Raw genomic sequence first — 14,946 nt, forward strand, 5'->3', positions numbered from 1 at the left:
ATGACGGAGGGCGACAAGCCCAGGACCAGCCTGCGCGTGGCGGTGCTGGGCTGCGGCTCGGTCGGCTCGCAGGTGGTGCGGCTGCTCCAGGAGCAGGCCGGCGACCTGGCGGCGCGCGTGGGCGTGCCCGTGGAGCTCGTCGGGGTCGCCGTACGCCGGCTCGACGCGGCCCGCGAGGTCGAGGTCGCCGCGGGGCTGCTCACCACGGACGCCGCGGGGCTCGTGGCGCGCGACGACGTCGACCTGGTCGTCGAGGTGATCGGCGGCATCGAGCCGGCCCGGTCGCTGATCCTGTCGGCGCTCGAGAACGGCGCCAGCGTCGTCACCGCCAACAAGGCTCTGCTCGCCGAGGACGGACCGACCCTCTTCGAGGCGGCCGCCAAGGCCGACCGCGACCTCTACTACGAGGCCGCCGTGGCCGGGGCGATCCCGATCCTGCGTCCGCTGCGCGAGTCGCTCGCCGGTGACCGGGTCACCCGGGTGCTCGGGATCGTCAACGGCACCACCAACTTCATCCTCGACAAGATGGACAGCTCCGGCGCCGGCTTCACCGAGGCGCTCGAGGAGGCCCAGGACCTCGGGTACGCCGAGGCCGACCCGACCGCCGACGTCGAGGGCTTCGACGCGGCGGCCAAGGCCGCGATCCTGGCCTCGCTGGCGTTCCACTCGCGCGTCACCGCGGCCGACGTCCACCGCGAGGGCATCTCCGAGGTCACCGCCGCCGACGTGCAGTCGGCCCGCGACATGGGCTGCGTGGTCAAGCTGCTCGCGATCTGCGAGCTGCGCCCCACGGAGAACGGCGACGACGCGGTCGCCGTGCGCGTGCACCCCGCGATGATCCCGCGCTCGCACCCGCTGGCCTCGGTCCGCGAGGCCTACAACGCGGTGTTCGTCGAGTCCCAGGCCGCCGGCCAGCTGATGTTCTACGGCCCCGGTGCCGGCGGCGCCCCGACGGCCTCCGCCGTCCTCGGCGACCTCGTCACGGTCGCCCGCAACCGCCTCGGCGACACCCGGGGCGCCGGCGAGTCGGCGTACGCCGACCGGGCGGTGCTGCCGATGGGGGAGACCCGCACCCGCTACCACGTGGCGATCGACGTCGACGACAAGGCGGGCGTGCTCGCCGCGGTCGCGCTCGCGTTCGCCGAGCAGGGCGTCTCCATCCAGACGGTCCGCCAGGAGGGCCGCGGTGCGGAGGCCCAGCTCGTCGTGGTTTCGCACGAGGCCACCGACGCCCAGCTCAGCGCCACCGTGGAGCACCTCCGCGGGATGGACATGGTCCGCGAGGTCACCTCGGTGATGCGCGTCGAAGGGGAGCAGGAATGACCACCGCACCGACCGTCGGCCGGACCCGCCAGTGGCGGGGCGTGATCGAGGAGTACCGCCACCTGCTCGAGATCCCCGAGGGCACCCCGGCGGTGACGCTCCGCGAGGGTGGCACCCCGCTGGTGCACTCGGAGTGGCTCTCCGGGCTGACCGGCGCCGAGGTCTGGCTCAAGGTCGAGGGCGACAACCCCACCGGCTCCTTCAAGGACCGCGGCATGACCGCCGCGATCTCGGTCGCCAAGCACGACGGCGCCGAGGCGGTCGTCTGCGCCTCGACCGGCAACACGTCCGCGTCGATGGCGGCCTACGCCGCCAAGGCCGGCCTCAAGCCGCTCGTGCTGGTCCCCGAGGGCAAGATCGCCGCCGGCAAGATGGCCCAGGCCGTCATCCACGGCGCGCAGGTGATCATGGTCCGCGGCAACTTCGACCACTGCCTGATGCTCGCGAAGGGCCTGGCCTGGGACTACCCCGTGGCGCTGGTCAACTCCGTGAACCCGGTCCGCCTCGAGGGCCAGAAGACCGCCGCCTTCGAGATCGTCGACTTCCTCGGCGACGCCCCGGACTACCACCTCCTGCCGGTCGGCAACGCCGGCAACATCTCGGCGTACTGGCTGGGCTACACGCAGTACGCCGACCTCGGCCTGGCCACCCGTCGTCCGGTGATGCGCGGCTTCCAGGCCGAGGGCGCCGCGCCGCTCGTCACCGGCGAGCCGTTCCCCGACCCCGAGACCCGGGCCACGGCCATCCGGATCGGCAACCCCGCCTCGTGGAAGCTGGCCGAGGCCGCCCGCAACGAGTCCCACGGTCGCTTCGCCGCGGTGAGCGACGACCAGATCCTGGCCGCCCAGCGCGAGCTCGCCTCGCACGACGGCGTCTTCGTCGAGCCGGCCTCCGCCGCCGGGATCGCCGGGCTGCTCCAGGAGCTCGCGGCGGGGGAGTCGTACGCCGGGAAGTCGGTCGTCGTGACCGTCACCGGGCACGGGCTCAAGGACACCGCCACGGCGCTCGAGGGCTTCGCGAGCAGCGGCCACAGCATCGTGGACACCGTCATCGACGCCGACGTGAGCGCGGCCGCCGAGGCTGCCGGACTCGCCTGACCGCGTCGTGACCACCTTCGTCACCGGCCCGGTCCGGGTCAGCGTCCCGGCCACCTCGGCCAACCTGGGTCCCGGCTTCGACTCGCTCGGCCTCGCGCTCGACCTCCGCGACGAGCTCACGGCCGAGGTGCTGGCCTCCGGGCTGGAGATCGAGGTCGAGGGCGCCGGCGCCGCGGACGTCCCGCGCGACGAGACCCACCTCGTCGTCCGCGCCATGCGTGCCGCCTTCGCCGAGATGGGCGCCCAGCCGAGCGGCCTGCGCCTGTCCTGCCGCAACGTCGTCCCGCACGCCCGCGGCCTCGGCTCCTCGTCGGCCGCCATCGTCGGTGGCGTCAGCCTGGCCCGGGCGCTGGTCGCCGGGGGCACGCTGCTCCTCGACGACGACGCGGTCTTCCGGCTCGCGGCGCGGCTGGAGGGCCACCCGGACAACGTGGCGCCCGCGTTCTACGGCGGGTTCGTGATCTCGGGCCGGGAGGCGGACGTCTTCTACGCCGTCCGCTCGTCGGTCGACCCCCGGGTCTCGGCCGTCGTCCTGGTGCCGCCCTCGCCGGTGTCGACCGCGGTGGCCCGCGGCCTGCTCCCGGCCGAGGTTCCGCATGCCGATGCCGCCGCGGACGCCGGGCGCACCGCCCTGCTCGTCGCCGCGCTCGCCGGACAGCCCGAGCACCTGCACCTGGCCACCCGCGACTACCTCCACCAGGAGTACCGCCGCCCCGCGATGCCGGAGTCGCTGGCGCTCGTCGACGCGCTGCGGGTCGACGGCGTCCCCGCCCTCGTGTCCGGTGCCGGACCGACGGTCCTGGCGTTCGCCGACGGCGACCGGGTGGCCACCGCCGCGCTCCTGGCCCGCTGCCCGGACGGCTGGGCCGCGCACCACCTCGCCGTCGACGCCGACGGCGTCCGCGTCGGGTGAGCTCCGCCGTCCGCGCGACGCGGCTCGCGGACGATGTGCCCGATGCCACACCGGGCATTCCCGGTGCTACCCTCGGAGCGCGTCAGACATCTCGGCGTAGCGCCATCAGGTGACATCAGTCCCTGGGTGCGCACCTTCCTCGATCCCGTGCGGGCCCCGTCCCGCGCCACCGTCGCTCTGCCCTCTCCCGAGGTCGGACGGCCGGGGAAGCAATGACCAGACGCCGACGGCTCGTCGAGCCGAGCGGCTGATACGTGGGAAGGACCTCACGTGACGGAAACCATCGAATCCTCCACCTCCTCCTCGGACGCTCCGAAGAAGCGCGGTGGCGGGCTCAACTCCCTGCTGATCGCCGACCTGAAGTCGATGGCCGGCGGCATGGGGATCGCCGGCGCCGGCTCCATGAAGAAGGCCCAGCTGGTCGAGGCCATCAAGGCCGCCCAGTCGGGCCCGGGCAAGGCCGCCGGCACGACCGCGTCGAAGCCGGCGCGCAGCGCGGCCCCGACCAAGGAGGCCGCGCCCGAGCGGGCCGCGTCCCCGGACGCCGCGCCGCAGGAGGCGTCGCCCACCCGTGAGGAGCGGCCGCGCAAGGCACGCACCCGCGGGGGTCAGCCGCGCCAGGACGACGCCCGCGCCGACGAGCCGCGTGCCGACGAGTCCCGCCAGGACCAGCCCCGCCAGGCCGAGGGCCGTCAGGACCAGCCCCGCAAGGCCGAGGGCCGTCAGGACGACGAGCGCAACGACCAGGGTCGCCAGGGCGACCAGGGTCGCCAGAACGACCAGGGTCGCCAGAACGACCAGGGTCGTCAGAACGACCAGGGTCGTCAGAACGACCAGGGTCGTCAGAACGATCAGGGTCGTCAGAACGACCAGGGCCGGCAGAGCGACCAGGGCCGCCAGAACGACCAGGACGGCAACGCCGAGCAGGGCGAGGGCAGCCGCCGCAACCGGCGGCGCCGCGGGCGCGACCGGGACCGCGAGCCGCAGCCGCAGCGCGACCAGCCGGCGAACCGCGAGCCCCGCGCCGCCCGCAGCGGCGGCCAGCGCAACGAGCCCGACACCACGATCCTCGAGGACGACGTCCTCGTGCCGGCGGCGGGCATCCTCGACGTCCTCGACAACTACGCCTTCGTGCGCACCAGTGGCTACCTCCCGGGCAGCGACGACGTCTACGTCTCGCTGTCGATGGTCCGCAAGTTCGGCCTGCGCCGTGGCGACGCGATCGTCGGCCAGGTGCGCCAGCCCCGCGAGGGCGAGAGCAAGGCGAAGTTCAACCCGATGGTCCGCATCGAGGGCGTGAACGGCGCCGACCCCGAGTCGGCCCGGACCCGCGTCGACTTCGCGAAGCTCACGCCGCTCTACGCCTCGGAGCGGCTGCGCCTCGAGACCGAGCCGACCAACCTGATCGGGCGGGTCATCGACATCGCCGCCCCGATCGGCAAGGGCCAGCGCGGCCTGATCGTCTCGCCGTCCAAGGCCGGCAAGACGATGATCCTGCAGTCGATCGCCAACTCGATCACGACGAACAACCCCGAGTGCCACCTGATGGTGGTCCTCGTGGACGAGCGTCCCGAGGAGGTCACCGACTTCGAGCGCTCGGTCAAGGGCGAGGTCATCTCGTCGACGTTCGACCGCCCGGCGAGCGACCACACGATGGTCGCCGAGCTGGCGATCGAGCGGGCGAAGCGGCTGGTCGAGCTCGGCCACGACGTGGTCGTGCTGCTCGACGGCATCACCCGCCTGGGCCGGGCCTACAACCTGGCCGCGCCTGCCAGCGGCCGGATCCTGTCCGGCGGCGTCGACTCGGCCGCGCTGTACCCGCCCAAGAAGTTCTTCGGCGCCGCACGCAACATCGAGAACGGCGGCTCGCTCACGATCCTCGCGACCGCCCTGATCGAGAGCGGCTCGAAGATGGACGAGGTGATCTTCGAGGAGTTCAAGGGCACCGGCAACATGGAGATCCGGCTGCGTCGCGACTTCGCCGACAAGCGGATCTTCCCGGCCATCGACGCCGTGCAGTCCGGCACCCGCCGCGAGGAGCTGCTGATGAGCGCCGAGGAGCTCGCCGTGGTGTGGAAGCTGCGCCGGGTGCTCTCGGGCCTCGACGGCCAGCAGGCCCTCGAGCTGCTGCTGGAGCGCCTCAAGAAGTCCTCCACGAACATGGAGTTCCTCCTGCAGGTCCAGAAGTCCACGCCCAAGCCGGGCAGCAGCGACTGACCACGCCTCGGGACCGGACCCGGGTCGCCCCGATCGGGCGGCCCGGTCCGCCGTCGAGGTGGCCGGGCATGCCCTAGGCTGCCACCACACCTGCAGGAGAAGGGGAAATCGTGGCTCGCATTCTTGTCGCTGACGACGACGTCGACATCCGTGAGCTCGTCGAGTTCAAGCTCTCGACGCTCGGGCACGACGTGATCGCCGTTGCGGACGGCGCGGCCGCGATCGACGCCTGCCAGGCCCAGCGGCCGGACCTCGCGGTGCTGGACGTGATGATGCCGGGCGTCTCCGGTCTCGACGCGATCCGCGTCATCCGCGCCGACCCGGCGCTCGCCGACCTCCCGGTCATCCTGCTGACCGCGCGGGCCCAGGAGTCCGACGTCGAGACCGGCTTCGACTCCGGTGCCGACGACTACATCACCAAGCCGTTCAGCCCTCGCGAGCTCGCGTCCCGAGTCCAGGCGTTGCTGTCCCGATCCCGATGAGGGCACCCGGCACGACATGAGCGTCGCGAATCTCGGGTATGTCGCGGCCGTCGTCCTCACGCTGGCCTGCGTCGCGGTGGTGCTGCTGCTGGTGACCATCCGGGTCACCAAGGACCGCAGCGAGGCACGCCGCGTGCACCTGCGCGGGCCGGTCTGGCGCCACGTCATGACCCTCAGCACGGGGGAGAAGGACGAGGTCGAGGAGTCCCTCGCGGTGCTCCTGGCCGCTGGTCCCCAGGACCGTGCCGCCGTCGTCGACGACGCCTTCGCCCTGGTCCCGAAGCTGCGGGGCACGGCCCGCGACCTCCTGCGCGACGTGCTCCGCGAGTGGGGGTCCCTCGACGACGCCGTCGCCCAGACCCGGGCCCGCTCGGCGGTCCGTCGCTGCCGCGGGATCTACCGCCTCGGCGTGCTGCGCTACCCGACCAGCCGCGACCTGGTCCTCGCCGGTCTCGACGACCGCGACTTCGGCGTACGCCGCACCGCGATGCTCGCCCTCGGTGCCTTCCACGAGGCCGAGGTGGTCGAGAACCTCCTGCGCCGGGCCGCGCTGGAGCCGCGGCTGCGCCGCGACTTCCTGTCCTCGATCGACCGCATCGGCAGCGTCGCGGTCCCCGTGCTCCGCGCCGGGCTGCGCCAGTCGGTGTCCGACGGCGAGAGCGGGGACCGGCGCGGCTCCCTGGCCGCGGCCGCCCTCGGCCTGGTCGGTGCCATCCAGGCCGTCCCCGAGCTCGAGCAGGCCCTCGAGGACGGGGACGTCGAGCTGAAGATCGCCGCCATCTACGCGCTCGGCGAGCTCGGCGCCTCGAGCTCGGTCATCGCGCTCGCGGCTCCCCTCGGCCACGGCGACGCCGACGTGCGCCGCGCGGCGGCCCGCGCCCTGGGCCTGATCGGGGGCGACTGGGCCGTGCCGGCGCTCGCGAGCGTCCTGCACGACGACGACAACGTCGAGGTGTCCCGCGCCGCCGCGAACGCCCTGCACCGGTGCGGTGCCGCCGGCCGCGAGGTGCTGGAGCACTCCCGAGCCCCCGTGGCCCGCGAGGTCGTGGCCCTGGCCGCCCTGGGGGGCAGCTGATGCAGGTCCTCCTCCTCGACGGGTTCGTCGCCGGCTTCAGCCAGGTGATGTTCGCGCTCGGGATCGCGTTCGCGATCTACTCCGTGCTGATCAACTCCAGCTTCCTGATCCTCACCGGGCTGGCCCTGAGCGACCTGCTGGCCTACCGCCGCCGCGTCGACTTCGCGGGGTACGACGAGTGGTTCCTCGACCCGCACACCCGCGGTGTCTCGGTGCTGATGCCGGCGTACAACGAGTCCGCCACGATCGTGCAGTCGGTGCAGGCGATGACGTCGCTGCGCTACCCGGACTTCGAGGTCGTGGTCATCGACGACGGCTCCAAGGACGACACCGTCGCGAAGATGGTGGCCGAGTTCGACATGGTCGAGGTGCCGCTGGTGCCGGGCGGCCGGATCGCCACCAAGGGCGAGGTGCTGAGCACCTGGGTGAGCCGCCGCGGCTCGCACAACCTGGCGCTGGTCGCCAAGGGCAACGGCGGCAAGGCGGACGCGCTGAACGCGGGGATCAACTACTCGCGCAAGGAGCTGGTGTGCATGGTCGACGCCGACTCCCTGCTCGACCCGCAGGCGCTGCTCGACGTCGCCCGGCCGTTCGCCGACGACCCGGGGCGGGTCGTCGCCTCGGGTGGCGTGGTCCGGGTCGCGAACGGCTCGCGCGTCCAGCGCGGCCGCGTGACCGACCTGCGGATGCCGGGCGGCTGGCTGGCCCGCATCCAGGTCGCGGAGTACCTCCGCGCGTTCCTCATCGGGCGCGCCGGCTGGTCCCGGCTCGGGGGCCTGCTCATCATCTCCGGGGCCTTCGGCCTCTTCCGCAAGGACGTGCTGCTCGAGGTCGACGGCCTGGCCACCGACTGCATCGGCGAGGACGCCGAGCTGGTGGTCCGGATCCACCGGATGCTCGGCGACGAGGGCCGGGACGCCGACGTGGTGTTCGTCCCGGAGCCCGTCGCCTGGACCGAGGTCCCCGAGGACCGGGCCGTGCTGCGCAAGCAGCGCCGTCGCTGGCACCGCGGCCTCACCGAGATCTTCGTGCGGCACCACCGGATGCTGATGCGCCCGCGGTACGGCGTGATCGGGATGGTCACGATGCCGTGGTTCCTCTTCTTCGAGCTGCTCGCGCCGATCGTCGAGGTCTTCGGCCTGGCCTACTTCGTCTTCCTGATGGTCGGGCTCGGTCTGGAGCACCTGTTCTTCCCGAGCTGGGACGTCGTGAACGTGCCCATCGTGGTGCTCCTGCTGTCCGCCTCGATCCTCTTCGCCTGCTTCGTGACTCTTGTGTCGCTTCTGGCCGAAGAGGTCTCGTTTCGGCGCTACCGTGGACTTCCGGATCTGTTCCGGGCGATGGGTGCTGCGGTCGAGGAGAACTTCGGCTACCGGCAGATCAACGCCTGGTGGCGTCTGGGGGGGATCGTCGAGGTGCTCCGTCGGTCGAGGCACGACTGGGGAGACATGCAGCGCAAGGGGTTCGGTGGGACATGAGCGGTGGACGTCCGGTCGCGCGACTGGTGGCTCCGGTCATCACCCGTGTCTGGGCGCTGGTCGGGCTGATGGCCCTGATCGCGATCACCGGGGTGGTCCTGTCCACCCGCAGCGTCGACTACGTCAGTGACCGGCTGCAGCCGGCGGCCGCCGCGAACCAGGACGTCCTCCAGGACCTGACCGACATGGAGGCCGCCGTCGGGGCCTACGCCCGCAGCGGCGAGACCGCGTCGATCGACGACTACCGCCAGGCCCTCTCGCGGCTGCCGGCCCACGAGCAGCGGGTCGCGCAGTTCGCCCGCGGCGACGTCGAGCTCGAGCTGCTGGTCGCCCGCCAGGAGGCGACCGCCCAGGCCTGGCTCGACCGCTACGCCGAGCCGCGCGTCGCGGCCCCCGGCGGGCCGGAGACCTTCCAGCCCAAGCGGTTCCGCACCGGGCAGGTCCGGTTCGCGGAGTTCCGCTCGGCGCACCAGGAGACGTCCGAGGCCTTCGACCGCCGGGTGCGCCAGGCCAACGCCGACGCCGGGGTCCGGCTCAAGGGCACGATCATCGCGATCCTCGCCCTCGCCGCGGCGGCGTGGTACGTCGTCGCCCGGGCCCGCCGGCGGCTCCTCGACGAGCTGTCGCGACCGCTGGCCGACCTCGAGGCCGTGGTGCAGCGGATGGCGCGCAACGACCCCGACGTCCGCGCCGAGGCGGCCGGCCCCCAGGAGGTCCGGGCCGTGGCGGCGGCGCTCAACGAGTTCGCCGAGGCCCAGGGCCGTGCCCGGGCCGTCGAGCACCGGATCCAGGACGAGCTGCGCACCCTCGACACCGCCAAGGACGACTTCGTCTCCAACGTCTCCCACGAGCTGCGCACCCCGCTGACCACGATCAGCGGCTACCTCGAGATGGTCGCGGAGGAGTTCGAGGACGTCATGGCGCCCCGTCACGAGCGGATGCTCGAGGCGACCCGGCGCAACGTCACGCGGCTCAAGACCCTCATCGACGACCTGCTGACGCTCTCGAAGGCGGAGGCACGCGGCACCGACCTCGAGCAGGTCGACGTGGTCGCCCTGGTGCGCGACGCCGTGACCGACGTCCGGATCACCGCCGCCCGGCGCGGCATCCAGGTCGAGGTCGCGGTCCCCGACGAGCAGCTGATGGTCCTCGGCGACCGCGCGATGCTGCACCGCGCCTTCCTCAACGTCACCGCGAACGCCGTGAAGTTCAGCCGCGACGGCGGGACGGTCGAGGTGGCGGTCGCCCGGGTCCGCCAGCGGGTCACGGTCACCGTCACCGACCACGGCATCGGCATCCCCGCCGCGGAGATCGATCGGCTGGGCTCCCGCTTCTTCCGGGCGTCGAACGCCGTCACCAACGAGATCGCGGGCACCGGGCTGGGCCTGAGGATCGTCCAGACGATCATCGAGAAGCACGCCGGCGACGTCGTCATCGAGTCCGACGAGGGCAAGGGCACGGCGGTCGCGATCGACCTGCGGCTGCAGGGCGAGCCCCGCGCGCGGGTGGCCGCCCCGCCCCCGCCCGAGCCGGTCTTCCGGGCCGAGCCGGGCACCGAGCGCGACGCCGGTCCGGTGCGGGCCGAGGACCCCGAGGTGCTCGTCGAGACGGCCGGCAGCGAGGCCGCCCCGGACGACGGGTCCGTGATTACCGGTTGACCGCGCCGGGTGGCAGAATGGACCACTGGTTCCGGTTCACGCCGTCCGCAGGGCGCGGAGGCGACCCGGCGACTGAGAGGACACCATGAAGAAGGACATCCACCCCGACTACACGGTCACGAACGTCACGTGCACCTGCGGGGCCCAGTTCGTCACGAAGAGCACCTCGGCCTCCGGCTCGATGCACGCCGACGTGTGCTCGCAGTGCCACCCGTTCTACACCGGCAAGCAGAAGATCCTCGACACCGGCGGCCGCGTGGCCCGGTTCCAGGCTCGCTACGCCAAGGCTGGCGACAAGGCCGGCGACAAGAAGTAGCCACCACCGAGCGCCGGTTCCTGCCCACGGGCGGGGACCGGCGCTCGTGTCGTGTCCGGGGGACCGTGCCGGTCCCCACCAGATCGTCAGCGAGGGGTCAGCCGTGTTCGAGGCCGTCGAAGGTCTGCTCGTCGAGCACCGCGAGCTCGAGGGCAAGCTCGCCGCCCCCGAGACGCACGCCGACGCCCGGCTCGCCAAGCAGCTCAACCAGCGCTACTCCCAGCTCTCGTCGATCATCGGCGCCTGGCGCGAGTGGCAGCAGCTCGGCGACGACCTGGGAGCGGCGCGCGAGCTGGCCGGCGAGGACGCCGCGTTCGCCGAGGAGGCCGAGCAGCTCGTCGAGCGCCGGGCCACCGCCGAGGAGCGGCTGCGCCGGCTGCTGGTCCCGCGGGACCCCACCGACGAGAAGGACGCGCTGCTCGAGGTGAAGTCCGGCGAGGGCGGCGAGGAGTCCGCGCTGTTCGCGGGCGACCTGCTCCGTATGTACACCCGCTACGCCGAGGCCCGCGGCTGGAAGGTCGAGATCCTCGACGCCACCGAGTCCGACCTCGGCGGCTACAAGTCCGTGACCGCGGCGGTGAAGGCGAAGGGCACCCCGGAGTCGGGGGAGGCCCCGTTCGCCCAGCTCAAGTTCGAGGGCGGGGTGCACCGCGTCCAGCGGGTGCCCGTCACCGAGTCCCAGGGGCGCGTCCACACCAGCGCCGCCGGCGTCCTCGTCTTCCCCGAGGCCGAGCAGATCGACGTCCAGGTCGACGAGAACGACCTGCGCATCGACGTCTACCGCAGCAGCGGCCCGGGCGGCCAGAGCGTCAACACCACCGACTCGGCCGTGCGGATCACCCACGTGCCGACCGGCATCGTGGCCAGCTGCCAGAACGAGAAGAGCCAGCTGCAGAACCGCGAGCAGGCGATGCGGATCCTGCGTGCCCGGATCCTCGCCGCCGCGCAGGAGAAGGCCGACGCCGAGGCCGGCGCCGCGCGCCGCAGCCAGGTCCGCACCGTGGACCGCTCCGAGCGGATCCGCACCTACAACTACCCGGAGAACCGCATCTCCGACCACCGCACCGGCTACAAGGCGTACAACCTCGACCAGGTGCTCGACGGCGACCTCCAGCCGGTGCTGGACTCCTGCATCGAGGCGGACCTGGCCACCCAGCTCGAGTCGCTCGAGTCCTGATGACCGGCACGGACGCGACCCCGGTGGACCGGCGTCGGCTGCTGGCGGAGGCGACGGCCCGGCTCGAGGCCGGGGGAGTGGCCAGCCCGGCGCACGACGCGGCCGAGCTGCTCGCCCACGTCCTCGGCACCACCCGCGGCCGGCTGGTCCTCGTCGACGAGGTCGCGGCCGACCGGGCCACGGCGTACGACGCCCTCGTGACGCGCCGCGCGGCCCGGGAGCCGCTGCAGCACCTCACCGGGACGGCGCACTTCCGCTTCGTCGAGCTGCAGGTCGGGCCGGGGGTCTTCGTGCCCCGCCCGGAGACCGAGCTGCTGGCCGGCTGGGCGATCGAGCAGGCGCTCGCGGTGGCCGCGACCGAGGGGCGCCCCCCGGTCGTCGTGGACCTGTGCACGGGCTCGGGCGCGGTCGCCCGCGCGATCGTGGACGAGGTCCCGGGGGCCGTCGTGCACGCCGTCGAGCTGGACGAGGACGCGCACGCCTGGGCGCAGCGGAACCTGGACGGCACCGGCGTCGACCTGCGGCACGGCGACATGGCCACCGCCTTCGACGAGCTGGCCGGCACCGTGGACGTCGTGACCTGCAACCCGCCGTACATCCCGCTCTGGGCGTGGGAGTCCGTCGCGCCCGAGGCGCGCGACCACGACCCGCACCTCGCCCTCTTCTCCGGCGACGACGGCCTGGACGCGATGCGCGTGCTGGCCCGGCGCGCCGCGCTGCTGCTGCGGCGCGGCGGGGTGGTCGGCGCCGAGCACGCGGACGAGCAGGGCGTCGAGGCGCCGGCCGTGTTCACCGCCGACGGGCGCTGGTGCGAGGTCCGCGACCACGAGGACCTCGCAGGGCGTGCGCGCTTCCTGACGGCGCGACTGGCACCATAAGGCGGTGACCTCCGAACGTTTCCCCACGAGCACCGAGGACGAGCGCGAGAAGGCGATCGAGGCCGCGAGCCTCGCGGTGCAGCGCGGCCAGCTGGTCGTGCTGCCCACCGACACCGTCTACGGGATCGGCGCGGACGCCTTCGACCCGGTGGCCGTGCGCTCGCTGCTCGACGCCAAGGGCCGCGGCCGCGAGATGCCGCCGCCGGTCCTGGTGAGCAGCGCGACCACCGTCGACGCGCTGGCCGTCGGGATCCCCGGCTACGCCCGTGCCCTGATCGACGCCTTCTGGCCGGGGCCGCTGACGCTGGTCTGCCGGCAGCAGTCGTCGCTGCAGTGGGACCTCGGCGACACCCGGGGCACCGTCGCGGTCCGGATGCCCGACCACGACATCGCCCGCGAGATCCTCGAGCGCACCGGTCCGCTCGCCGTCTCGTCGGCCAACCGCACCGGCATGCCCGCCGCGACCGACGCCGACCAGGCGCTCGAGATGCTGGGCGAGCACGTCGAGGTCGTCGTCGACGCGGGGGAGTCCCCGGGTGGCGAGGCCTCCACGATCGTCGACGTCACCGGTACCCAGGGCCGGGTGCTGCGCCGCGGCGCGCTGTCGCTCGAGGACCTGAACGCCGTCCTCGAACCCCTCGGGGCGACGCTGACGGACGAGGACTGACCGCCCGGTGCGCGAGTACGCCCTCGTCTTCCTGGTCGCCGCCTCGGTGACCTACCTGCTGACCGTCGTCGCGCGCGAGATCGCGCTGCGCACGGGAGCGGTGGCCGAGGTGCGGGACCGCGACGTGCACGCCGAGCCCATCCCGTACCTCGGTGGGCTGGCGATGCTGGGCGGGCTCGTGGCGGCGTACGTCGTGGCGCGGCAGCTGCCGTTCCTCTCCACCAGCAGCCCCTTCGTCTTCCGCGACGCGGGCATCGTGCTGATCGCCGGGGCGCTGATCTGTGCGGTCGGCGTCCTCGACGACCTCTTCGAGCTGGACGCGCTGACCAAGCTGGGCGGGCAGGTGCTCGCGGCCGGCTTCCTCATCGTCTTCGGGATCCAGTACGTCTTCTTCCCGACCCCCGACGGCAGCCAGTTCTCCCTCGACGTCTCCCAGGGCGCGCTGTTGACGGTGCTCGTCGTCGTCTCGACCGTGAACGCCGTGAACTTCGTCGACGGCCTGGACGGACTGGCGGCCGGCGTGGTCGGGATCGGCGCGGTGGCGTTCTTCCTCTTCTGCTACCAGCTCGCCAACATCAACGACGTCTCGCTGGCGACGACGGGGGCGCTGCTCAGCGCCGCTCTCGCAGGCGCGTGCGCGGGGTTCCTCCCGCACAACTTCCACCCCGCCCGGCTGTTCATGGGGGACAGCGGCTCGATGCTGATCGGCCTGGTGCTGTCGGCGAGCGCGCTCACCCTGACCGGACAGTTCTCCGGCACCGAGATCAGCCAGGGTGCCGACGGATCGAGCGCCAGCCTGCTGCCCACGTTGCTCCCGCTGCTGCTGCCGGTCTCGATCCTGGTCGTGCCGATGGTCGACCTGCTGCTCGCCGTCGTACGCCGCACGCGGGCCGGCCGATCGCCGATGGCCCCGGACAAGCAGCACCTGCACCACCGGCTCCTGGAGATCGGCCACTCGCAGCGCCGCGCGGTCTTCATCATGTGGCTCTGGGCGGGCCTGGTGGCCTTCGGGACGGTGCTCGCCAGCCTCTACACGGGGGTGTGGATGTGGACCTCGCTGGCGGTCATGGCGGCCGTCACCGTGGGCCTCACCTTCGTCCTCCCGGTGCTCCACAAGCCCCACCTGTCACTGCCCGAGGAGACCTGATCGGGGCCGGTTCGCAGGCCCTCCGGACTTTGTGCTAGTTTTCACAAGCACCACAGATCCTCCGACGACAGAACGGCCGCCACCATGACGACCGCGACCAGCTGGACGACCTCCGGGCCCTCCGCGAGCACCCCTGGGACCACCCCGGTCCCGAGGTTCGCGGGCCCCCTCGCCTGTGGTAGTTTCACGCCGTCGTCGGACGTCGATGAGTGGAGTGCCACGAGGCCCCACGGTGCCGACGTCTTCAAGCCTGCCGATGAAAGCGACTTGGGTGAATGGTCGATGAGAGCTCCCCGAACGGCCTACGAGGTCGCGACCTCATCGGGCTCGGTGGACTTCTCGTCGGCGCCGTCGTCGCGGGGCTGGTCCTCGGTCTCGTCGTCGACGACCGTGCCGGCACCGCACCGACGTTCGCGCTCGTCGGCATCGCCCTCGGGATCCTGGCCGGTGGCCTCGGTTTCGTCGCGCGGGTCCGTGCCGCTCTCCGGGACTGAGGTCGGGCGATGACCGACCAGACG

At 72.8% G+C, this 14,946-nt stretch carries 14 protein-coding genes; all 14 read left to right on the plus strand.

Annotated elements, in window-relative coordinates:
- The 14 genes from H5V45_RS17830 (at position 1) to H5V45_RS17895 (ending at position 14,922) form a co-directional block, all read left to right on the plus strand.
- Positions 1-1,323, plus strand: a complete 1,323-nt coding sequence (locus tag H5V45_RS17830; RefSeq protein ID WP_185254729.1) for a homoserine dehydrogenase — start codon at positions 1-3, stop codon at positions 1,321-1,323.
- Positions 1,320-2,420 carry a threonine synthase gene (gene thrC / locus H5V45_RS17835; RefSeq protein ID WP_185254169.1) on the plus strand — a complete coding sequence of 367 codons (1,101 nt, stop codon included), beginning with the start codon at positions 1,320-1,322 and terminating at the stop codon, positions 2,418-2,420. The genes H5V45_RS17830 and thrC overlap by 4 nt, the downstream gene beginning before the upstream one ends.
- A 7-nt stretch (positions 2,421-2,427) precedes the next feature.
- Entirely contained in the window at positions 2,428-3,333 is a 906-nt protein-coding gene (thrB, locus tag H5V45_RS17840; RefSeq protein WP_185254170.1) for a homoserine kinase, read from the plus strand.
- A 270-nt stretch (positions 3,334-3,603) separates the two neighbouring features.
- Positions 3,604-5,550, plus strand: a complete 1,947-nt coding sequence (gene rho / locus H5V45_RS17845; protein WP_185254171.1) for a transcription termination factor Rho — start codon at positions 3,604-3,606, stop codon at positions 5,548-5,550.
- A gap of 110 nt (positions 5,551-5,660) precedes the next feature.
- Positions 5,661-6,032, plus strand: a complete 372-nt coding sequence (locus H5V45_RS17850; RefSeq protein WP_185254172.1) for a response regulator — start codon at positions 5,661-5,663, stop codon at positions 6,030-6,032.
- Between the two features lie 16 nt (positions 6,033-6,048).
- The gene (locus H5V45_RS17855) at positions 6,049-7,107 is read left to right on the plus strand and encodes a HEAT repeat domain-containing protein (protein ID WP_185254173.1); all 1,059 of its coding nucleotides are present in this window, start codon (positions 6,049-6,051) and stop codon (positions 7,105-7,107) included.
- Positions 7,107-8,585, plus strand: a complete 1,479-nt coding sequence (locus tag H5V45_RS17860; RefSeq protein ID WP_221634046.1) for a glycosyltransferase family 2 protein — start codon at positions 7,107-7,109, stop codon at positions 8,583-8,585. The genes H5V45_RS17855 and H5V45_RS17860 overlap by 1 nt, the downstream gene beginning before the upstream one ends.
- On the plus strand, positions 8,582-10,243 hold the full coding sequence (locus tag H5V45_RS17865; RefSeq protein ID WP_185254174.1) for an ATP-binding protein: 1,662 nt from the start codon (positions 8,582-8,584) through the stop codon (positions 10,241-10,243). The genes H5V45_RS17860 and H5V45_RS17865 overlap by 4 nt, the downstream gene beginning before the upstream one ends.
- An 85-nt stretch (positions 10,244-10,328) precedes the next feature.
- Positions 10,329-10,559 carry a 50S ribosomal protein L31 gene (rpmE, locus tag H5V45_RS17870; RefSeq protein ID WP_185254175.1) on the plus strand — a complete coding sequence of 77 codons (231 nt, stop codon included), beginning with the start codon at positions 10,329-10,331 and terminating at the stop codon, positions 10,557-10,559.
- A 103-nt stretch (positions 10,560-10,662) separates the two neighbouring features.
- Entirely contained in the window at positions 10,663-11,736 is a 1,074-nt protein-coding gene (prfA, locus tag H5V45_RS17875; protein WP_185254176.1) for a peptide chain release factor 1, read from the plus strand.
- Positions 11,736-12,614, plus strand: a complete 879-nt coding sequence (prmC, locus tag H5V45_RS17880) for a peptide chain release factor N(5)-glutamine methyltransferase (RefSeq protein WP_185254177.1) — start codon at positions 11,736-11,738, stop codon at positions 12,612-12,614. The genes prfA and prmC overlap by 1 nt, the downstream gene beginning before the upstream one ends.
- A 4-nt stretch (positions 12,615-12,618) precedes the next feature.
- On the plus strand, positions 12,619-13,281 hold the full coding sequence (locus H5V45_RS17885; RefSeq protein WP_185254178.1) for an L-threonylcarbamoyladenylate synthase: 663 nt from the start codon (positions 12,619-12,621) through the stop codon (positions 13,279-13,281).
- A gap of 7 nt (positions 13,282-13,288) precedes the next feature.
- Complete coding sequence (locus H5V45_RS17890) at positions 13,289-14,428, plus strand: MraY family glycosyltransferase (RefSeq protein ID WP_185254179.1); 1,140 nt, start codon at positions 13,289-13,291, stop codon at positions 14,426-14,428.
- A 275-nt stretch (positions 14,429-14,703) separates the two neighbouring features.
- Positions 14,704-14,922, plus strand: coding sequence for an AtpZ/AtpI family protein (locus tag H5V45_RS17895; RefSeq protein ID WP_185254180.1), 219 nt, complete (start codon positions 14,704-14,706; stop codon positions 14,920-14,922).
- Positions 14,923-14,946: the final 24 nt, after the last annotated feature.

It is taken from the genome of Nocardioides luti (assembly GCF_014212315.1).
GTDB lineage: Bacteria > Actinomycetota > Actinomycetes > Propionibacteriales > Nocardioidaceae > Nocardioides > Nocardioides luti.

Coding starts and splice junctions, on each gene's coding strand:
- H5V45_RS17855 (WP_185254173.1), top strand. CDS start 6,049: ATGAGCGTCGCGAATCTCGGGTATGTCGCGGCCGTCGTCCTCACGCTG.
- thrC (WP_185254169.1), top strand. CDS start 1,320: ATGACCACCGCACCGACCGTCGGCCGGACCCGCCAGTGGCGGGGCGTG.
- H5V45_RS17860 (WP_221634046.1), top strand. CDS start 7,107: ATGCAGGTCCTCCTCCTCGACGGGTTCGTCGCCGGCTTCAGCCAGGTG.
- H5V45_RS17830 (WP_185254729.1), top strand. CDS start 1: ATGACGGAGGGCGACAAGCCCAGGACCAGCCTGCGCGTGGCGGTGCTG.
- H5V45_RS17895 (WP_185254180.1), top strand. CDS start 14,704: ATGGTCGATGAGAGCTCCCCGAACGGCCTACGAGGTCGCGACCTCATC.
- prmC (WP_185254177.1), top strand. CDS start 11,736: ATGACCGGCACGGACGCGACCCCGGTGGACCGGCGTCGGCTGCTGGCG.
- H5V45_RS17865 (WP_185254174.1), top strand. CDS start 8,582: ATGAGCGGTGGACGTCCGGTCGCGCGACTGGTGGCTCCGGTCATCACC.
- rpmE (WP_185254175.1), top strand. CDS start 10,329: ATGAAGAAGGACATCCACCCCGACTACACGGTCACGAACGTCACGTGC.